The organism is Polaromonas sp. (genome assembly GCF_039932935.1).
In the GTDB taxonomy this organism is placed as follows: Bacteria; Pseudomonadota; Gammaproteobacteria; order Burkholderiales; family Burkholderiaceae_C; genus Polaromonas.
On sequence record NZ_JBDTPB010000100.1, the window covers coordinates 62,149 to 82,687 of the forward strand.

General features: G+C 60.8%; 16 protein-coding genes. 3 read left to right on the forward strand and 13 right to left on the reverse strand.

Annotated elements, in window-relative coordinates; genetic code table 11:
* From ABI546_RS16765 to ABI546_RS16790, 6 genes are all read right to left on the reverse strand, one after another.
* Complete coding sequence (locus ABI546_RS16765) at positions 1-1,308, reverse strand: dihydroorotase (RefSeq protein WP_348048293.1); 1,308 nt, start codon at positions 1,306-1,308, stop codon at positions 1-3.
* A 17-nt stretch (positions 1,309-1,325) separates the two neighbouring features.
* Positions 1,326-2,288, reverse strand: coding sequence for an aspartate carbamoyltransferase catalytic subunit (locus ABI546_RS16770; protein WP_092131839.1), 963 nt, complete (start codon positions 2,286-2,288; stop codon positions 1,326-1,328).
* A 70-nt stretch (positions 2,289-2,358) separates the two neighbouring features.
* Positions 2,359-2,994: a VanW family protein gene (locus tag ABI546_RS16775; protein WP_348048295.1), complete on the reverse strand. Its 636-nt coding sequence runs from the start codon at positions 2,992-2,994 to the stop codon at positions 2,359-2,361.
* A gap of 247 nt (positions 2,995-3,241) precedes the next feature.
* On the reverse strand, positions 3,242-3,748 hold the full coding sequence (gene pyrR / locus ABI546_RS16780) for a bifunctional pyr operon transcriptional regulator/uracil phosphoribosyltransferase PyrR (RefSeq protein WP_348048297.1): 507 nt from the start codon (positions 3,746-3,748) through the stop codon (positions 3,242-3,244).
* Positions 3,745-4,167 (reverse strand): Holliday junction resolvase RuvX, encoded by a 423-nt coding sequence (gene ruvX / locus ABI546_RS16785; RefSeq protein WP_348048299.1) that lies wholly within the window; start codon positions 4,165-4,167, stop codon positions 3,745-3,747. Before ruvX ends, pyrR begins: the two co-directional genes overlap by 4 nt.
* Positions 4,164-4,751, reverse strand: coding sequence for a YqgE/AlgH family protein (locus ABI546_RS16790; protein ID WP_348048301.1), 588 nt, complete (start codon positions 4,749-4,751; stop codon positions 4,164-4,166). Before ABI546_RS16790 ends, ruvX begins: the two co-directional genes overlap by 4 nt.
* A 119-nt stretch (positions 4,752-4,870) precedes the next feature.
* Here ABI546_RS16790 and ABI546_RS16795 point away from each other — a divergent pair, with 119 nt between their 5' ends.
* On the forward strand, positions 4,871-6,343 hold the full coding sequence (locus tag ABI546_RS16795) for a deoxyribodipyrimidine photo-lyase (RefSeq protein WP_348048303.1): 1,473 nt from the start codon (positions 4,871-4,873) through the stop codon (positions 6,341-6,343).
* 87 nt (positions 6,344-6,430) lie between these two features.
* Here ABI546_RS16795 and ABI546_RS16800 read toward each other — a convergent pair whose 3' ends face one another.
* The 6 genes from ABI546_RS16800 to ABI546_RS16825 all read right to left on the reverse strand — a co-directional run bounded on the left by ABI546_RS16800 (position 6,431) and on the right by ABI546_RS16825 (position 16,519).
* On the reverse strand, positions 6,431-12,571 hold the full coding sequence (locus ABI546_RS16800; RefSeq protein ID WP_348048305.1) for an Hpt domain-containing protein: 6,141 nt from the start codon (positions 12,569-12,571) through the stop codon (positions 6,431-6,433).
* A gap of 70 nt (positions 12,572-12,641) precedes the next feature.
* On the reverse strand, positions 12,642-14,930 hold the full coding sequence (locus ABI546_RS16805; RefSeq protein WP_348048307.1) for a methyl-accepting chemotaxis protein: 2,289 nt from the start codon (positions 14,928-14,930) through the stop codon (positions 12,642-12,644).
* Between the two features lie 30 nt (positions 14,931-14,960).
* Entirely contained in the window at positions 14,961-15,491 is a 531-nt protein-coding gene (locus tag ABI546_RS16810; protein WP_348048309.1) for a chemotaxis protein CheW, read from the reverse strand.
* Positions 15,492-15,512: 21 nt separating this feature from the next.
* Entirely contained in the window at positions 15,513-15,878 is a 366-nt protein-coding gene (locus tag ABI546_RS16815; protein WP_007864987.1) for a response regulator, read from the reverse strand.
* Positions 15,878-16,276, reverse strand: coding sequence for a response regulator (locus tag ABI546_RS16820; RefSeq protein WP_348048312.1), 399 nt, complete (start codon positions 16,274-16,276; stop codon positions 15,878-15,880). The genes ABI546_RS16815 and ABI546_RS16820 overlap by 1 nt, the downstream gene beginning before the upstream one ends.
* Before the next feature lie 69 nt (positions 16,277-16,345).
* The gene (locus tag ABI546_RS16825) at positions 16,346-16,519 is read right to left on the reverse strand and encodes a rubredoxin (protein ID WP_096671274.1); all 174 of its coding nucleotides are present in this window, start codon (positions 16,517-16,519) and stop codon (positions 16,346-16,348) included.
* 82 nt (positions 16,520-16,601) lie between these two features.
* On the opposite strand from ABI546_RS16825, the gene ABI546_RS16830 reads away from it, so the two are divergent.
* Both ABI546_RS16830 and hemL read left to right on the forward strand, forming a co-directional pair.
* Positions 16,602-17,567, forward strand: coding sequence for a bifunctional hydroxymethylpyrimidine kinase/phosphomethylpyrimidine kinase (locus ABI546_RS16830; RefSeq protein WP_348048314.1), 966 nt, complete (start codon positions 16,602-16,604; stop codon positions 17,565-17,567).
* Positions 17,548-18,876: a glutamate-1-semialdehyde 2,1-aminomutase gene (hemL, locus tag ABI546_RS16835; protein WP_348048316.1), complete on the forward strand. Its 1,329-nt coding sequence runs from the start codon at positions 17,548-17,550 to the stop codon at positions 18,874-18,876. Before ABI546_RS16830 ends, hemL begins: the two co-directional genes overlap by 20 nt.
* Positions 18,877-19,118: 242 nt before the next feature.
* Here the strand turns inward: hemL and purH are convergent.
* Positions 19,119-20,539, reverse strand: a 1,421-nt coding sequence (gene purH, locus ABI546_RS16840; protein WP_348048318.1) for a bifunctional phosphoribosylaminoimidazolecarboxamide formyltransferase/IMP cyclohydrolase, incomplete at its 5' end; no start/stop codon positions are given.

The following is a 20,539-nucleotide window of genomic DNA, read 5'->3' on the forward strand; positions in this document are numbered from 1 at the left end:
TCAGTGCGAGGCTTCAGGGGCTTCATAGGCGAGCTGCCCGCCCACGATGGTCCAGCGCACGCGGGCTGGCATCTGATGGCCTGAGAACGGCGTGTGCTTGCCTTGGCTGCGCAAGGCAGCTGGCTCTACCGTCCATTCGCCGGCCGGGTCAAATACGCAGATATCAGCCACGCCACCCTTGACCAGTCGTCCCGCGCTGGCTTGCAGGGTGCCGAGCGCATTGCCCAGCACGCGTGCGGGCTCGCTCGTCAGGACTGCCAGCGCGCGCAACAAACCAGCCTCGCTGTCACTGCCCCATTTGCAGGCCAGGCCCAACAACAATTCGAGGCCGGTAGCGCCCGGCTCGGCTTCGGCGAAGGGCAAGGTCTTGGCGTCTTCGTCGACGGGCGTGTGGTCAGACACCAGCGCGTCGATGGTGCCGTCGGCCAGGCCCTGGCGGATGGCGTCGCGGTCGCGCTGCTGGCGCAGCGGCGGGTCCAGCCGCATGCGGCTGTCGAAGTAGCCGATATCGACGTCGGTCAGGTGCAGGCTGTTGATGCTGACGTCGCAGGTCACGGCTAGGCCTTCGGCCTTGGCCCTGGCCACTAGCGTCACTCCTGCGGCGCTGCTGATTCGGCACAGGTGGACGCGCGCGCCGGTGGCACGTACCAGCTCGAAGATCGTGTGCAGCGCGACGGTTTCGGCAGCGACCGACACGCCGCTAAGACCCAGGCGCGTGGCCAATGCGCCGCTGGCGGCGACGCCACTGCCCAGATACATCTCTTGCGGACGCAGCCAGACGGTGTAGCCAAAGGTAGAGGCGTATTGCAGGGCGCGCATCATGACCTGCGTGTTGGCCAGCGGCACCTCTGCCTGGCTGAAACCCACGCAACCCGACTCTGTCAATTCGACCATCTCGGTCAGCGTCTCGCCCTTGAGCGCCCGCGTGAGCGCGCCCAACGGGAACACGCGCGACTGGTGCAGTTTTTCAGCGCGGAACTTGAGCATCTCGACCAGGCCGGGCTCGTCGAGCACGGGGTCGGTATCGGGCGGGCAAACCAGACTGGTGACGCCACCAGCAACGGCTGCGGCCAGTTCGCTTTCGAGCATGCCTTCGTGTTCGTGTCCGGGCTCGCGCAGCCGGGCCGACAAATCGATCAGCCCGGGCGCAACGATGCAGCCGGCGGCATCAATCGTCTTGTTGGGCGCGAAATCAGCGGACGTGTTTTTAAGCGAGACGATGCGGCCTGCGGCAATCGCCACGTTGCAGGTTTCGTCGAAGCCGGAGGCGGGGTCGATGACCCGGCCGTTTTTGATGAGTATCTTCATTCTTTTTCTCCGCGTGTTCAGGCTTCATTGCCGGCGACGATGCTCATCACCGCCATTCGGACCGCAATGCCGAAAGTAACTTGCGGCAGGATCACGCTTTGCGTGCCGTCGACCACGGCGGAGTCAATTTCCACACCGCGGTTGATGGGGCCCGGGTGCATGACGATGGCGTCTGGCTTGGCCAGTTGCAGCTTTTCGGTGGTGAGGCCAAAGCTCTTGAAGAACTCCTGGCTGCTGGGCAGCAATGCGCCCGACATGCGTTCGTTCTGCAGCCTGAGCATGATGATTACGTCGGCGCCCTTGATGCCTTCTTCGAGCGTGTTGCAGACGCGCACACCCATTTGCGCCATGTCTGCGGGCACCAGGGTCTTGGGGCCGACCACGCGCACTTCAGGGCATCCAAGGGTGGTGAGCGCGTGGATGTCGGAGCGCGCCACACGCGAGTGCAGCACGTCGCCGACGATGGCGACGGTGAGCTTGCTGAAATCTTTCTTGTAGTGCCGGATGGTGTACATGTCGAGCAGGCCCTGCGTGGGGTGCGCGTGGCGTCCGTCGCCGGCATTGATGACGTGCACGTGCGGCGCAACGTGCTGGGCGATCAGGTAGGGCGCGCCGGATTCACTGTGGCGCACGACGAAGAGGTCGGCCGCCATGGCACTCAGGTTGGCGATGGTGTCTAGCAGCGACTCGCCCTTGGAGGCCGAGGAGCGGGCGATGTCCAGGTTGATGACGTCGGCTGACAGCCGCGTGGCGGCGATTTCGAAGGTGGTACGGGTGCGGGTGGAGTTTTCAAAGAAGAGGTTGAAAACGCTCTTGCCGCGCAGCAGTGGGACTTTTTTGACTTCTCGGTTGTTGACGCTGACGAAGTTGGCGGCGGTGTCGAGGATTTGCGTCAGCGTGGCCTTGGGCAGGCCTTCGATGGACAGCAGGTGGATCAGCTCACCATTTTTATTCAGTTGTGGATTTCGTCGGTACAACACGCTCTGCTCCTTGGGTTCTGAATCATTCTGCTCTGGGTACTTTTCCTGCGATCGGCTTGCCGGCCAACATTCACGGCTGTTGAGGGCTGTTCTGTATCTGCTCTTCCGGCACCGGATACATCACGCGCACATCATTTTCGTAAAGGCACCGCTCTTCCAATTGCACGGGCAGATGGCCTTTGGTGTGCGTGGTGCGCCAGATTTCATTGCGCCGCCAGACGGCGCCGTCGCGCCTGGCAAAGCCATTTTTCTTCTCATAGACATGGTATTTGTGCCGGGGGGCCTGGTTGCTGCGCAAATCACCTTCCAGGGTTTTATCAGTCACCCACAATTTGATCTGAAAAATCTGGTCCGTCGGGTTGTGCAACATTAAATCGATGTAGTTGTAGAAAATCGCCGCGCCCGACCCAAATGGCAGCACCCGGTTGTCATCTGGGAATGGATCAAAACTGTGCGGGCTACGCGCCGCCACTTGCAGCGGCGAGTGCAGGGCCATCCAGTGAATCAGATTGCTGATCTGGCATAAACCACCACCAATGCCGGGGCGAACACGGCCGAACGACAACTCCATGCCCTCCACAAATCCCCGCTCTCTGGTGGGACGGCCAACCAGCCGGCAGAAAGAGAACGTTTGCCCGGGCTCAATCAAAATGCCGTCGATGGACGGCACGGCTTTTTGCAGATTGATCACCTTGTTGTGCTGCAAGGCCAGGTCTGAATCACCCAGGCGGCGAATGAGTTTGGAGCTGTGCCTGAAATACCGCCATGTCAAAGGTTCAAGCGCTTGGGTGCGCGCCAGCTGAAGCCCGCCCATTCGCCAGGCGATATGCGTGAACCACCGGCGCTGCCATACGCGCAAGGCATACAGCCACGGATGCAAAAGAGACAAGGGGCGACGCGCCATGCACTATGTCCGTTGATACGTGGTGAGAAAGGCGCGGCGGCGCATCATGTCAATGGCCCTGGACCTGAAAGCTGAACCGGCCGTCTTCGCCGCGCGCCAGCTCCAGCGTCTGCGAGGCAGGCAGGGCCACACGCGCAACGGCCAGGTCGGGCTGCACCGGCAGCTCGCGCCCGCCCCGGTCTACCAGCACCACCAGCTTGACGCTGGCGGGCCGGCCGTAATCAAACAATTCGTTGAGTACGGCGCGGATGGTTCGCCCGGTAAAAAGCACGTCGTCGACCACCACCAGGTGGGCACCGTTCACGTCAAAGGGCAGCAGGGTCTGGCCGCTGGAGGCAAGGCCGCGCTGCGCGAAATCATCCCGGTGCATGGAAGAAGACAACACGCCCGCCTCGCCTTCCAGGGCAAGGTCTTTTTGCAGGCGCTGCGCCAGCCAGGCGCCACCTGAGGCCACGCCGACCAGCTTGGGCGGCACGGGGTAGGACGCCAGTTGCTGGCGCATGCCGCGCAGCAGGTCGCTGTACAGCGCCTCGGCGTCCAGGGTCAGACTGCTCATGGAAAACTCCTTAAAAACTGCTCGAGGATGATGCAGGCCGAGGCGGCATCGGCATCTTTTGCGCCGCCGGCCAGCGCCTCGGTGGTGCTGTAGCGCTCATCCACTTCAAAAACCTGCAAGCCAAAGCGCCCGCGAAGCTGGCGGGCGAACTTTTGCGCACGCACGGTATTGTCGTGGCTTGCGCCGTCGGGGTGAAAGGGAACGCCGACCACCAGGGCGTCGGGCTGCCACTCTTTGATGCGCGCCTCGACGGCCTTGAGGCGGGCGTCGCTGCCTTCGGCGGCGATAGTGGGCTGGGGTGAGGCGGTGCGAGTCAGCACGTTGCCGGTGGCAACGCCGGTGCGCTTGAGACCGAAGTCGAAAGCCAGAAAGGTTTGGAGGCCAGGGGCCCGAGGGGAAGGCATGGCCGCAAGGCTCATGCGTGGCCGGCCTCGGGTGAGAGCATCCAGCTTTGCAGGCCCAGCAGCATGAGCGCCTTGTCGTAGCGTTGCTCTACCGGCGTGTCAAAGATGACACCCAGGTCGGCGGCGACGGTAAGCCAGCTGTTGTCGGAGATTTCAGACTCAAGCTGGCCTTCGCCCCAGGCGGAGTAGCCGAGCGAGACAAACACCTTGCGCGGGCCGGCGCCGGTAGACAAGGCCTCCAGCACATCTTTGGAGGTGGTCATTTCCAGACCGCCGGGAATGGTCATGGTCGAGGCATAGACCGACTCGTTGCCGGGCATCATGGATTCGTGGAGCACAAAGCCGCGTTCGGTCTGGACCGGGCCGCCCTGGAACACCGGCGCCAGTGTCAGGTCGTCGCGGCGAAGGGGAAGTTCAACCTTGTCAAACAGGTTCTTGAGGCTGATGTCGCTCGGCTTGTTGATGATCAGGCCCAGGGCGCCTCTGTCGCTGTGTTCGCACATATAGACCACGCTCTTGGCAAAAGCTTCGTCATCCAGCCCGGGCATGGCGATGAGGAAGTGATGCGTGAGGTTGATCGTTGCGGAATCCGTGGCCATGAGAGGATTTTACGCTGGACAGGCCGGCGCGGCGAGCCCGCCCTGCCCGGCAACCCGCCAATCCGACCGGAAACCGCCGCCTTTCGCAGTGCACGGCCACTTTTCGCTACCATGGGCCGATGCCAAAGAAGTACGAAACGGGGCTGATGTGGTTCAGGCGCGACCTGCGGGTTCACGATAACGCGGCTCTGTACCACGCGCTGAAGTCATGTAAGCAGCTGTACTGCGTCTTTGTTTTCGACCGGCGCATTCTGGACACCTTGCCACGGGTCGACCGCCGTGTGGAGTTCATACGCGAATCTGTGCTGAGCCTGGATGGCCAGCTGCAGAAGCTGGGCGCCACGACGGGCAGCCCCGGCGCCGGCCTGCTGACGGCCCATGACGATGCCGTGAATGCAGTGGTGCGGCTGGCGGCTGAGCTGTGTGCCGACGCCGTCTTCACCAACCACGATGACGAGCCGCAGTTGCTGTCGCGCGACGCCGCCGTGCAGGCTGCTCTGGAAGCCGGAGGCAAGGCTTTTCACAGCTTTAAAGACCACGTCATCTTTGAGCGCCAGGAGGTTCTGACCTTGGCGGGCAAGCCGTACACCGTGTTCACGCCCTACAAAAATGCCTGGCTCAAGAAGGTGGACGATTTTTACCTCAGGCCTTACCCCGTCGAAAAGTACGGCGCGACCTTGGCGCCCGCCCCCCAGGGCATGCGCAGCATCCCGTCACTGGACGAACTGGGGTTTGAAGCCAGCAACCTTTCGGCGCTGAAAATCCCCACGGGCAGCGAAGGTGGCGCCCAGCTTTTCGAGGATTTCACCGGCCGCATGGCGCAGTACAAGGAAACGCGTGACTTCCCGGCCGTCAAAGGCCCCAGTTACCTGGGCGTGCACCTGCGGTTTGGCACGGTGTCGATCCGGCATATGGCGTCGGTCGCCTTGAGCGCGGCAGACCACCCGAGCGAGGGCGCGGCCACCTGGCTCAGCGAGTTGATCTGGCGGGACTTTTACGCGCAAATCCTCAGCAATTTCCCGCACGCAGCGGAACGGGCCTTCAAACCGGACTATGACGCAATTGAGTGGGAAAGCGGAGAGAAAGCCAAGGCCTTGTTTCAAGCCTGGTGCGACGGCCGCACAGGTTACCCGCTGGTGGATGCGGCCATGGCGCAGATCAACCAGACCGGCTATATGCACAACCGCCTGCGCATGGTGACCGCGAGTTTTCTGGTGAAGGACCTGGGCATTGACTGGCGCTGGGGCGAACACTACTTTGCCGAAAAGCTCAATGACTTTGACCTCTCGGCCAACAACGGCGGATGGCAGTGGGCAGCCAGCACCGGCTGCGATGCCCAACCCTATTTCCGCATCTTCAACCCAGTCAGCCAAAGCGAAAAGTTTGACGCCGAGGGGAAGTTCATCCGCAAATATGTGCCAGAACTGGCGCAGCTGCCTGACAAGGCGCTGCACAGCCCCTGGCTGGCCAAGCCGCTGGAGTTGGCTGCCGCGGGCGTGGTGCTGGGTCAGAACTATCCGCTGCCCATCGTGCAGCACGACGAAGCGCGGGCGCTGACACTGCAGCGCTACGCGGTCGTGAAAAAGGCCTGAGCGGGACGCCCAGGCCTTGCTATTGTTTTAGGAGCCGCTTGCGCTCATTCTGCGTGGGCTACAGCCCGATTTGGCTGTTTTTTAGCCTCAGGCGGAAGCGACAGTCTCGGCGGCGCAATAGTGGCGCACCAAGCTCATCAGCTCTTCTTCAGAGAACGGTTTGCCCAGGTAGTGGTCAACACCCAGCTCCTTCGCATGCTCACGGTGCTTCTCGGCGATGCGAGACGTGATCATGATGATGGGCAGGTTGTTGAGGCGCACGTCAGCCCGGATGTTGCGCGCCAGATCGAAGCCGTCCATGCGCGGCATTTCGATGTCTGACAGCACCACGGCCGGCCGCTCTTCCTGCAGGCGTTCAAGCGCCTGCAGGCCGTCAGCCGCCATGGAGACACGGTAGCCTTCACGCTGAAGCAGGCGCTGCGTCACGCGGCGAACCGTGATGGAGTCATCGACCACCAGAATCAGCGGGATCTGCGGAGCGGCAGATATGGCCGGTGTTTTCGCGACGCCATCGGCACCTGCGGCGGCTCCTTCGAGCATATGCGGCTCGGCACGGTCAGAACTCCAGGCGCGTGCCTGTTGGCCGTACACGGAAGCCAGCGCCACCGGGTTGTAAATCAGCACAACCGCACCGGAAGCCAGCACCGACATGCCGGCAAGACCGGGCAGGCGGGACAGCTGAGGGCCCAAGTTCTTGACCACAACTTCCTGGTTACCCAACACTTCATCGACGTGCAGCGCAATGCGCTGTGCGGCACTTCGGAAGATCACGACCGGGGTGGTTTTTCCCTGGGCTTCAGCGCTGTGGTGCGAAGCTTGCAGTAACGCACCCGACCAGAAGAAAGGGATGGCCTCGCCGGCAACATCAAGCGTGCCGGTGTTGTAAGCCTGTTGCAACTCTTTGGCTGAAGCACGCCTGACGGTTTCCACCACGTTGGCGGGCACGCCGACGGAAAGGTTGCCGGAGCGGATCATTACCACCTGCGTCACAGCCGTGGTCAGGGGCAGCACCAGTTTGAAGTGGGTGCCCTTGCCTGTCACGGTGGTCGTTTCAATCCGGCCGCCCAGCGCGTTGACTTCGGACCGAACCACATCCATGCCGATGCCTCGGCCGGACAGTTCGGTCACTTGCGCAGCCGTGGAGAAGCCCGGCATGAAAATCAGATTAGCGGCTTCGCTGTCTTCCAACGGTTGGTCCGGCGTGATCATTCCGAGGCTGATGGCTTTTTCGCGGATACGTTGCAGGTTCAGGCCGGCGCCGTCATCGCTGAAGTCGACCGAAACGTCATTGCCTTCCTGGCGAAGATGAACGGTAATCAGGCCGACTGGATCCTTGCCGGCGTCTGTGCGAACCTCCGTGCTTTCAATGCCGTGCGCCACGCAGTTGCGCAGCAAGTGCTCAAAAGCGGGCGTCATGCGGTCCAGCATGCCGCGGTCCATTTCCATGGTACCGCCCAGCAAATCCAGGCGAACCTGCTTGCCGGTTTCCTTGGAAGCCTGGCGCACCACGCGGTACAGACGCTCGGAAATGCCTTCAAACTCCACCATGCGCGTGCGGAGCAAGTCTCGCTGCAATTCGCGGGTCTGGCGGGCCTGGGCAATCAAGTCGTCTTCAGTGGCTTCCACCGTACGCTGCAAGGTGCGTTGCACGGTGGCCACGTCATTCACCGACTCGGCCATCATGCGCGTCAATTCCTGCACGCGGGTAAAGCGGTCAAACTCCAGCGGATCGAACCCTGCCTGGGCTTCCTTGGCCTGGGCCAGGCGTGACTGCATCTGCGTTTCCGCCTGCAGTTCGATGTCCCGTAATTGTTGGCGCAAGCGGTTCAAGTTACCGCTCATGTCATTCAGCGAACCGCGCAGCTGGCTGAGCTCCGCCTCCAGGCGTGAGCGGGTGATCATCACCTCGCCGGCCTGATTGACCATGCGGTCAAGCAACTGGGAACGCACGCGTATGGATGCATTGGCGGCTTGCCGCAGCGGCTGCATCGCCATGGTTTGCGGCGCAGGAACCGCGAGCTTGCGACCAGCAACAGGAGCGACAGGGGCAATACTTTCGGCGGAGATGTCCTGTGCCGTACCTGCGGCTGGGCTGGTTTTTTCCAGCGCGTCCAAGCCCGGTTCGGACTCGGCCGCCATAACAGCCGAGATCGGCGCCAACGGAACCGGGGGCGCAGCCGCAGCGGCAGCTTCGGCGTGACGCAGAGCCTCAAAGGTGGCCTCCATGGCGTCGAAACGGGTGATCAAGGGATCGAATTCCTGGGTTGCCGCCGCGTCAGAACCGAGATGTTCAATTTCTGATTCGATGCGGTGGGCCATTTCGCCGAGCCGCAAAGCTCCCGCCAACCGGGCACTGCCCTTGAGCGTGTGGAGCGCGCGCAAGACTTCCATACGCGCACCCTGGTTGTCGGGACGGGACGACCACTGCCGCAGCGCGCCACCCAATTGCGGCATGAGCTCTGCGGCTTCCTCCTCGAAAATCGGGAACAAGTCGGGGTCAATCGCATCGACCGCATCGATCTCGTCGTCTTCGTCCTTGTCAAAATTCGAAGCCGAGGACATCGCGACCGGCGGCACGAGCCGCACAGGCGGCGCAACAATGGCAACGGGCGGAGGCACAGGGGCGGCCGAAACATGAATGGGGGCTTCGACGACCTTGGCGACCGGCGCTTCAGGCTCCGGCTCTGGTGAGTACACGGGCTCCGCCGCCGTTGTATCGATCTGCGCCGCTTCATTGCTAACTTCAAAGTCGGAAAAATCGTGGCCTGGCGGCAAAACGGAATCCGAGAAGTCGAGTTGTTTCAACTGATCAAGAACTGCCGCATCGGGCTCCTTCAGGAACCCTGCTGCAAACTGATGCAGGAGCCGGCGAATATCTTCTGCCGCATCTACAAACACCTGCCCATATCTGGCTGCGCCATTTCTATGGTGTACGCTGGATTGCTCCAGGGCCTGCTCCAGCGCCCGGGCCATTTCGGAAAGGGCGTCAAAGCCGACCGTGGCGGAACTGCCGGCAAGAGAATGCGCCAAGGCTACCGTGGAGTCGCTGACGGGCTGATTGCGCTCGAGCGACCATTCGGCAACTTCAGTCACAAGCCTGCGTGACCACTCATCAGCCTCGTTCAGATAAACGTTGTAAAGCGGAATACCGATGCGCAAGTCACCGATCACCTTGACCTGCTCGTCTCCGCTGCCATCTGCCGACAGCACGCTGTCGGTCGCATCCACCATATCCTGGCTCTGCAGCATTTCAACTGTTTGCAGCTGCTGCTGCGCGGAAAGGTCTGCGTCTGCTGCCTGTACCGGCATCTGGTGTGCTTCGGTCGCGAAATCAAAGTCGATAGAGGCGGGCTGTTCGGCTGTAAACGACCCGGACTGAAAGTGCTTTTCGAAATCCGCGTCTGACAGCTCGATGGCTTCGGCTGCATTCACGTCGAGGGCTGCGTTTGGCTGTGCAGCAGGCTCGACCACGCCTGGCGTATCAGCCGTTGCAGAAACCGCTGACAAACTACCGAAATCAATGCCTTCGATTTCAACCACGGACTGGCTTGCCGCCTCCGCGGATTTCGCACCCGCGGCGGTATCTTCTGCCTCAAATACGAGGTCAAAATCCAGGTCAGACACGGTCTCGGGGCCAGACTCGGGACTCGCCACGGCATCAGCAACGCCGGAATCCAGCTTCAGCCCGGCTGCAAGGTCAGGGGACAACACCGCAGCGACTGCAGGAGCCTCGTCAACGGCGGTCGAGGCTGAAGTCACCAGAGGGACATAACGGCCTTCCGTACGCATCGCCTCGGCACTCCGGGTGAAAGCAGACGGAGACCAGGAGCCATCGCGATTTCCTGCGATGTCTTCAATCCACTTGGAAAAAGCGCCCATGGCTTCCGACGCCAGGTCCCGGAATTCATTCGTGGTGGCCTTCTGATCGGCCAGCCAGCTATTGAGCATTTGCTCAAGTGACCACGCTGCCTCGCCAAACTCATTGAGCCCCACCATGCGGGAACTGCCCTTGAGCGTATGGAAGGCGCGCCGCAACACCGTGAGCTGCGATACGTCGCCCGGATCATTGGCCAGTGCCGCCAATGCTTCCTGGCCATTGCCGACGACTTCGCGAGCTTCTTCAAGGAAAATATCGCGCAGGTCGTCTTCTTCAAAATCAGCCTCTGCAGCTGGGCTTTCAGGCTCTGCAGGCGCAGGCGTCACGGCAAATGCCAGCGTTGTCAGCGCATCTGCGGCGGCGCCCGCATCGTTTCCAGAAACCGCCACCGAGGCCTCCCGCGCACTTTGCGCAAGCGCAGGTTGCTCGGCAAGCGCTGCGTGCGTTGCCAGTGCATCGAGTTTGAGCGTGAGGTTGTGGTCGGGCTCGCCTTGACCCGCATCCTGCACAGCGGCAATCACTTCCTGGGACAGCGAATCATTGTTAACGGTAACCGAGGAAGCAGCGCCGGCCGCATTCTGCGCACGCCCCATCAATGGCTTGAGTTCCCCTTTTTCGGCGTCATAAACAAACAGCTTCTTCGCCAGCGCCGGCTGGTAATTCAACATGTCGATGAGGAAACTCAAAGCGCCGAGGTTGTTTCCGAGGTGCTCAAATGTTCCCGCCGCACGCGCTCGTTGCTCGTCAATCTCCGTGACCAGCATCTGTTCGACACTGTCCCGCATGCGCAGTACAGCGTGCGAGGCCTGGTCAAGCCCCAGGACCGACAGCACACCGCGCATTTGCGAAAGCTGACCGGGCACCGACTGAAGTGCCACTTTGTCTTGTGGGTTGCGGAAAAACACGTCAAGCGATTTTTCCAGCTCGCCGAGCGACACGCGCAATTCGCCGACGACGCTGCCCATGGTCTGCTTGTCGCTGACCCTGCGGTACAGCTCTTCCATCCAGCCTTCAAGCGGTTGAGGCTCCCCACCGGCACGGACGCCTTCAAGTCGCTCCGCAAGGTTCGCAGTTCTGACGGCCAGCTGGGGATCGTTGGGGTCCAGGTCGTCAAAAGCCGCTTCCAGGTAAAGCACCGAGGTCGCGACCTCCATCGCCAGCTCTATTCCTGGGGGCTGGCCGGAACGGACCGTGGTGTCCACGGCACGCGTCAACGCCTGGGCAAGCGGCTCACTGGGCGGATGGAGTTTGAGCAGAGAGTCCGTGATGAGACTGAACTGATCGGCCACAGACTTGAATTTGTTGGCATCCCCGGCAGACAGCGATGACCAGGTTTCTTTTGCCGAAGCGATGCGCTTGCGAGCCTGGGCAAGCAGGGCAGGATCGAAACGCCCGAACTGAACAAGTTCATAGTCGACCGGTTTGAACCGGTTAAGACCGTAGGCTGAACGAATTGCCGACAGCACTGGCGTATCGCTCGCCCGGGGAGAAACAGCTTGCGCACAGAAAAAAAGCAGATCCTGGGCCAACCGGTCCGATACACCCGTGTCGCCTTTGGCAAGCGAGGCATATTGCATCAGGATTCGCGATGCAGCGCGGCGCACATAAATATCCGACCCGAGCAGGCCATGCGCAGCTGCCTCAAAATAACCTGCGGCGATCTTCCAGAAGATTCGGGGCTGGCTTTCGGCCTGCCTGGCCGCAAATGCGAGGCTCAGATCAAGCAGGGTTTTGGCCGCTTGCGGCGCCTTGCCCTTCATGAGTTGCAACACTGACTGGTCTAGCACCGCGCGGGCGCCATCGTCGTAATTTCGAGGCTCAGCCTTTCCTGGCAGTTCAGGCTCCAGCCAGCGCCATTCGAAGGGCCACAAGTCGGCTGGGTGAATACGGTCGGCACGCACCAACTCCTGCACATCGCGGTATTGGGGGAAAAGCGAAACAGCGGAGACCGGCTTGTCAGCCAGCACACCCTCCAGATACTCAGTCAGGGCAAAACTGGCGCGTTCAATTTTGTTGGCAGCTTCCTGGCTGCATTGTTCAGGCTGCTGAACAAACTTCTGTACCGCTGCTTCCATCGCCCGCAGCACCAGCGCTGGGCCGGCAAGGCCCACCATCTCAAGCGCGCCCACAGCCTGGTGCAATTGCTGCCGCGCGATGCGCAACTGGCTGGCATCCAGTGCCGCAAGATCGGATCCCCGTGCAGCTTCAGCGTCCCGCACAAAGCGTTTGAGCGCCTTCGCAGCGCCATCCAGCGACTTGCGAAGTTCGTCAAGCACCCAGGCCAAAGGGCCTAGGTCATTGACCGCGAGATCGAGCTCGGCAGCTGTTGAGTTCGGGACGTTGGATTGCATAGATAACGGGCCGGTTCAGAAATCAGTGTCAAAGGCGAAAGCGAAAGCGTCGTTCAGCGACACGTGGGCATCAGGCGATCTTGAATCGGGACACCGACTGGCGCAGCTCTTCAGCCATGCGGGAAAGATCTCGCACCTGCTGCGCCGTAGAGCGGGTACCTTCTCCGGTTTGTTCCGTCACCGCGAAAATATGCTGGATGTTGCCGGCCACCACGTTGGCCGATGCGGCTTCGCGGGACGCGGAGTTTGAAATCTGCTCAATCAGGTCAGCAAGTCGGCGTGACACCTGGTCAATCTCGGTCAGCGCGGTACCCGCGTTATCGGACAGCTTGGCCCCTTCAACCACACCCTGCGTAGAGCGTTCCATAGCGGCCACGGCATCCTGAGTGTCGGTCTGAATGGCTTTCACGAGGGCCGAAATCTGGCGCGTAGCATCTGCGGAACGTTCAGCCAGTCGCTGCACCTCTTCCGCAACCACCGAGAAGCCTCGTCCGGCTTCACCGGCCGACGCGGCCTGAATGGCGGCATTCAGCGCCAGCACGTTGGTTTGCTCGGTAATGTCAGAAATCAGCTCGGTAATTTCACCAATCTCCTGGGACGATTCACCCAGCCGCTTGATCCGCTTGGAGGTTTCCTGGATCTGGTCCCGGATGGAGTTCATACCGCCGATGGCGTTTTGCACAGCCTGCAGGCCGGATTCGGCGGCAGTCAGCGATTGACGCGCCACCTGGGAAGATTCTTGCGCCTGTGTGGACACTTCGTTAATGCGGGATGCCATGTCAAGCACCGACTGGCCGGTTTCACGAATCTCGCGCAGCTGTTCGGTGGAGGCCGCCAGCAGTTCGGTGGACGTGCTTTCCACCTGCGCCGTCGTCTGCGCAACGCGGGTCGCCGTGTTTTGCACGTTACCCACCAGCTGTCGCAACTCTTCCACCGTGTAGTTCACCGAGTCGGCGATAGCGCCGGTAATGTCTTCGGTCACCGTTGCTTCTTGCGTCAAGTCACCTTCAGCAACTGTTTGCAACTCATTCATCAAACGCAAAATGGCGGCCTGGTTGGCGTCGTTGACGCGCTTGGCGTCCTGCTCCTGTCCTTTAGCTTCTTGCCGCTGGGTTTCAGCAACGGCCTGACGCTGCTTGCTGTCCTCCACCTGCAGTTTGGCCAGGCCTGCCGCGCACAGCAGGGCAAAGGCGGCCGCCGCTGCAAGGATACCCAGCGAAACGACGCTCAAACCAGTTTGCGACGACAGTTTGCCCTGCAGATCTTCCAGGCCGCGGCGAAGCGGTTCGCTGTCGGCAATGATGGAGGACTGCGCCTCACGGGCAGACACCAGACCCTGCAAGTTACCCAGAATGGCGCCAGCCTGCACACGCGTCTGTTCGTAGAGCGCCATCAAGGCTTCCAGGCGTTCACGGGTTTGCGGATCTTTGGATCCGGCCAGGCGCAGCTCGGGGCTGCCTTCCTGCAAACCCTGGGCAATTTCCTTGAACGAGTTCAAATCCTTACCGAGCAAAAACACGGCTTCAGGGCTCACACCCTCCATCGTCAAGAATTCATTGGCGGACTTACCAATCCGCTGGGTCAACATCACCAACTGGCCGGAAGCCGAGATTTCCGCCGGCGCCGCGTTCTGCTGGAGCTTGAGCGAGGACACGGTTTCCGCGATTTCCAGCAAGTCCGAGGACTGGCGGTTGATGGTGCGCAGAGCGTTACCCACTTGGGTCAGAATATTTTGCTGGCCCATCACGGTTTTGGCATTCTTTTCAGCGCGCTCCATGAAAGGCGTGACTTTTTCCACGTCTGGCTGCAGCTCGTCGCTGACGGGTGCCAGACGCAGGCTGTCTTCGCCGGACTTCAGGCCACGCACGGTTTTAGCCAGTACGTCAGAACTTTCCCGAACGTCCGGAAAGGCCTGGGCACTGCCCACCAGCGCCTGCGAAACCGATTTCGCCAAGCGCTGCGACTGCATCAATGATTGTCCGGTAGCCGCCACTTGTTGCGCGACTTTATCGGCCTGACTCAGCGCCAGGAACGTCACCGTACCCAGCACCGCGACGGCAACAGCGAGGAAGAACACCAGAATTCGCTGGTGCTGGCCGATGGTCCTGCGGCCCAGCACAGGCAGGCTCAAAAGTTCAGGGTTGGCGGCCGCCGATTCTTCGGCTGTCGCTATGCGGCTGGCCCCAAAGGCATCTTCATTGCCGTCCGCCTTCCGCACCGCTGCGGTCCGAAGAGAGGCTTCATCCATGGCACCGGTCGCGAGAGGATCTGGCGTACCGACGGAAGCCATGTCCATGCTGTCCTCTGGCTGAGCGGGCTTGGTTTTAAATAGCTTCTGGATATTTTCAATAACAGACATGGTGAGCCTTCCGGGGAGAAACAGTGTGCGCTATGCGCCTATCGTCAAAAAATGCGCTTGCTGGGCAAGCAACTGAAGGTTTATTTCCTGCCAGGTTGCGCCGTTGAGGTCGACATACTGGTTGCCAAAGAAATCAGGCGCGCCGGGCGCTTTTTCGGAGAAATCGCTGAATGCCTCCTGGTTGCGCAGCCCGGACAGCTTGTCGATCAACAGCGCGCAATTCACTTCCAGCGCACTGTTGAGTGCAACAAGCCTGGAGTCGGTGCGCGCAAGTTCGTTTTTGGGAGGCGGCGGCTGGCCGCTCACGTAGCTCGCCAGGTCCACGACACCGAACAGGCCACCCCGCAGGTTGGCAACGCCGGCGAACCAGGCCTGCGTATACGGAACAGGCTGCGTGCTGACCCACGGGAAAATTTCACCGGATTGACTCAGGGGAAACAGGTATTTCTTCCCGCCAGCCTCCACGGCCAGCCAGGACGCGGCAACGCCTTGCGTACGCGCGATCTGCAACCTGTCGGCCAGCCGGGTTTGTAGCTCTCTAAGTGCTTGTCTGTTCGCCATGCTTTGGTTTTACGCCGTAAATCAGCCGAGGGCCTTGATTTTGGCCATCAGCTCATCAGCATCCACTGGCTTGGTGATGTAATCGCGGGCGCCCTGCCGCATGCCCCAGACACGGTCGGTTTCCTGATTTTTGCTGGTGCACATCATGATAGGAATGTCGGAATACAGCGGGTCGCGCGTGATGGCACGCGTGAGCTGGAATCCGTTTTGCCCCGGCATCACCACATCCATCAGGATCAGCTCGGGCTTGTCTTCTGCGAGGCGTCGAAACGCATCTTCCGCATTTTCAGCGGTTTTGACGGTAAAACCATTTTTGACCAGCAGATCAGTCAGAAACATCAATTCGGTTTTGGAGTCGTCAACTACCAGTATTTTCTTGATTGCCATCACACTACTCCTTGTTTAGTGCTGCCGAGATCCTGCACGGTTTGCAGCAGCTGATCTTTTGTAAAAGGCTTGGTCAGGTAGTCTTGCGAACCCACCATGCGACCGCGCGCCTTGTCGAATACGCCGTCCTTGGAGGACAGCATCACAATCGGGACGCCAGCGAATTTCGCATTGCGTTTGATGATCGCGCAGGTCTGATAGCCGTCCAGGCGAGGCATCAAGATGTCACAGAAGATCAGGTTGGGCTCGTAATCGTTGACTTTGGACAGGGCATCAAACCCGTCTTCAGCCAATAACACTTCATGCCCGCCCTGCTTCAGGAATATCTCGGCGCTACGCCGAATGGTATTGCTGTCGTCGATGACCAAAACCTTTAGTCCGGAACTGGGAATACTCACTGCCTATGCTCCTCATGTTGCGGGCCCGGCAAATGCCGTCCCGCGATTGTCAGGCAAGTGCCTTAACGCTTAAATCTGAACCATTTCAAAGTCTTCCTTGCGTGCGCCGCATTCGGGACAGGTCCAGTTCATGGGCACTTGCGCCCATGGCGTACCGGCAGCAATTCCGTGTTCGGGTGCACCGGTGGCTTCGTCGTAAATCCACCCACAAATTAAACACATCCAGGTCATTGATTGAGTCACAGCTTAAGTTGCCTTCGAATAGAATGCAACAATTGTATCGAGGCGGCGTTGCTTATTCGCGTACAAGGCAAAATCGCAGGCTATGGCAAACCCAAAAAATCCTCAACTGGACAGCCGACAACTCCAAATCGAGGACACCGACGCATCTCCGGCCTGCGTCATGACTTTCAATGCCAATGACCCCAGCGGCGCGGGTGGATTGACAGCGGACCTGGCGTCAATCACCTCAGCGGGAGCCCATGCGCTGGCGGTTGTAACAGGCGCTTATGTACGCGATACCGCCGAGATTTTCGACCACTTTCCCTTCGATGAAGAAGCGGTAACCGACCAGGCGCGCTCGGCGCTGGAAGACATGCCAGTGGCCGCGATCAAGGTGGGTTTTGTGGGGAGTCCCGAGAACATCAGCACGATTGCCGAGATCGCTTCGGACTATGCCGACGTCCCGTTGATCGCGTACATGCCCAACCTTTCCTGGTGGGACGAAAGCGAAATTGACAGCTACCAGGACGCCTTTCGGGAGCTCATGTTGCCGCAAACCACAGTGTTGGTCGGTAACCACAGCAGCCTGTGGCGCTGGCTGTTGCCCGACTGGTCCGGCGAGCGCAATCCGTCCGCAAGGGATATTGCCAAGGCCGCGTCAGACCTGGGTGTTCCCTATACGCTGGTCACCGGAATCCCCCTGCCCGACCAATTTATCGACAACGTGCTGGCCACGCCGCAAGCCGTGCTGTACAGCGAGAAATTCGAGCGCTTCGAAGCCATCTTTGCCGGTGCCGGAGATACATTGTCTGCAGCTCTTTCGGCGTTGCTGGCTAATGGCCATGACCTGCAGGCTGCCACCTCGGAGGCATTGACCTTTCTGGACCACAGCCTGGATGCCGGCTTTCACCCGGGCATGGGCAACATCGTGCCCGACCGCCTGTTCTGGGCGCAAGCCGATGTGGATGAATCCGAAGACGAAGCGGCCGACGCCGAGCCAGGCGATGATGCCGCCCTGGTTTTGAAGACTGAAATTGACCTGCCCCCCAATGGAACAACCAAACACTAAGCCCCTCCACGCCGGAATTTCCCGTAACAACGCACTCTTTGAACGCGCCAAAAAACTGATCCCCGGCGGGGTCAACTCGCCGGTTCGGGCGTTCAAGGCGGTAGGCGGCACACCGCGCTTTATTCAGCGCGCCCAGGGTGCCTACTTCTGGGACGCGGACGGCCAACGTTACATCGACTACATCGGTTCCTGGGGACCCATGATCCTGGGCCACGGCCATCCGGCTGTGGTCGAAGCCGTGCAAAAAGCCGTGCTCGAGGGCTTTTCCTATGGCGCGCCAACCGAGCGTGAAGTCGAGCTCGCCGAAGAAATTGTGCGCCTGGTGCCTTCGCTGGAAATGGTGCGGCTGGTGAGTTCCGGCACCGAAGCGGCCATGAGTGCGATCCGGCTGGCCCGCGGCGCCACGGGGCGCAGCAAGATCATCAAGTTTGAAGGCTGTTACCACGGCCATGCCGACGCGTTGCTGGTCAAGGCCGGCTCGGGCCTGGCCACCTTTGGCAACCCGACCAGCGCCGGTGTGCCGCCTGAAGTGGTGCAACACACTCTGGTGCTGGAATACAACCACATTGCCCAGCTCGAGGAAGCCTTCGCCCTGCACGGCAAGGACATCGCCTGCCTGATGATTGAGCCGATTGCCGGCAACATGAATTTCGTGCGCGCCAGTGTGCCTTTCATGAAGCGCTGCCGTGAGCTGTGCACACAGCACGGCGCGCTGCTGGTGTTCGACGAAGTCATGACCGGCTTTCGCGTAGCCCTGGGCGGCGCGCAAAGCGTCTATGCCCGAAGCATTCCCGGCTTCAAGCCCGACATGACCGTCATGGGCAAGGTCATAGGCGGCGGCATGCCGCTGGCGGCATTTGGCGGCACACGGGCCGTGATGGAGCAACTGGCCCCCCTGGGGCCGGTCTACCAGGCCGGCACGCTCTCCGGCAACCCCGTAGCCACCGCTTGCGGCCTGGCGACTTTGCGTGAGATCGCCAAACCCGGTTTTTACGACACGCTAGGCCAACGCACACGCAGCCTGGTCAGCGGCCTCACACAAGCTGCTTCCAAGGCCGGCGTGCCGTTTTGCGGCGACAGCGAAGGCGGCATGTTCGGTTTTTTCCTGCTCGGCCAGTTGCCGCAGAACTACGCCACCGTCATGACGACAGACAGCCCGGCCTTCAACCGTTTCTTCCATGCGATGCTGGACAGCGGCGTGTATTACGCACCGGCACTCTACGAAGCGGGTTTTGTGAGTTCGGCACATACGGACGAAGACATAGAAGCCACGGTCGCGGCGGCGGCGAAATTCTTTGCCGCCGGCTGAAGCCGATCTCGTTCCGCCCATATGCGCCCATTCGGGCTCTAGCCCAATACTGATGAGCGCAAGCAGCTATTAAATCAATAGCAAATCGCTCATGGATGGGGGATGGAAAAGGGCGCGCTGGAACTATCCTCGCCACGGTCTGCTCAGTCCGAACGGAGACAAAAACACCTGTGCTATCAATTTAATAGCTGCTCGCGCCCGGCCCCGTTGGGCTGAGGGCAAAAACACCTGGAAAAAGCAGCTCAGTGCCGGAAATGACGCACACCGGTCAGCACCATGACCACTTCGCGCTCATTCGCCGCCGCAATCACTTCATCGTCCCGCATGCTGCCGCCGGGCTGGATCACGCAGGTCGCGCCGGCGTCCACCACCACGTCGAGGCCATCGCGGAAGGGGAAAAAGGCGTCGCTCGCCACCGCCGAGCCCTGCAGCGTCAGCCCGCCGTTGGCGGCCTTGATGGAGGCGATGCGCGCCGAATCGATGCGGCTCATCTGGCCCGCGCCGACGCCCAGTGTCATGCCGTCCTTGCAAAAGATGATGGCGTTGGATTTGACGTACTTCGCGACCTTCCAGGCGAACAGCATGTCGTGAAGCTGCTCCTGGGTGGGCTGCAGCTTGCTGACGACTTTCAGGTCACCGATGGCCAGTTCGTGGTTGTCGGCGGTCTGCATCAGCAGGCCGGAGCCCACGCGCTTGACGTCCATCAGGTTACGGCCCTGCTTCCAGGCCGTGTCGCCGCCGGATGGCAGGTCGATCTGCAGGATACGCACGTTGACCTTGGTCTTGAACACTTCCAGCGCTTCAGGTGTGAAGGCAGGCGCCATCAGCACCTCAACAAACTGCTTGGAAATCTGCTGCGCAGCGCGCTCGTCGAGCGGGCAATTGAGAGCGATGATGCCGCCGAAAGCGGAGGTCGGATCGGTCTTGAAGGCTTTGCCGTAGGCCTCCAGGCCGTCCTTGCCCACGGCCACACCGCAGGGGTTGGCGTGCTTCACGATCACGCAGGCGGCGCCGTCCTTGATGAGGTCGAAGCTCTTGACGCATTCCCAGGCGGCGTCGGCATCGGCGATGTTGTTGTACGAGAGTTCTTTGCCCTGCAATTGTTTGGCTGTCACGAGTGAACCGGGTGCGGGGTACACATCGCGGTAGAGCGCGGCTTGCTGGTGCGAGTTTTCGCCGTAACGCAAGTCCTGGACTTTCACAAAACGCCCGTTGGCCTGGCCGGGGAACATGCCGTGGCTGCCGTCGGCCTGGATGCCCGAGAGGTAGTCGCTGATGGCGCCGTCGTACTGGCTGATGCGGTTGAAGGCAGCCACCGACAACGCGAACTTTGTCTTGTCGGTGAGTTTGCCGTCGGCCTTCAACTCGGCCAGCACGCCCGCATACTGCGACGCATCGGTCAGCACGCCGACGTCCTTCCAGTTTTTAGCGGCAGAGCGCACCATGGCCGGGCCGCCGATGTCGATGTTTTCAATCGCGTCTTCCAGCGTGCAGCCGGGTTTGGCGACTGTCGATTCAAACGGGTACAGATTGACCACCAGCAGGTCGATGGTGTCGATGCCGTGGGTTTTCAACGCGGCTACGTGTTCGGGCACATCGCGCCGGGCCAGCAGGCCGCCATGGATCTTCGGGTGTAGCGTCTTGACGCGGCCGTCAAGCATTT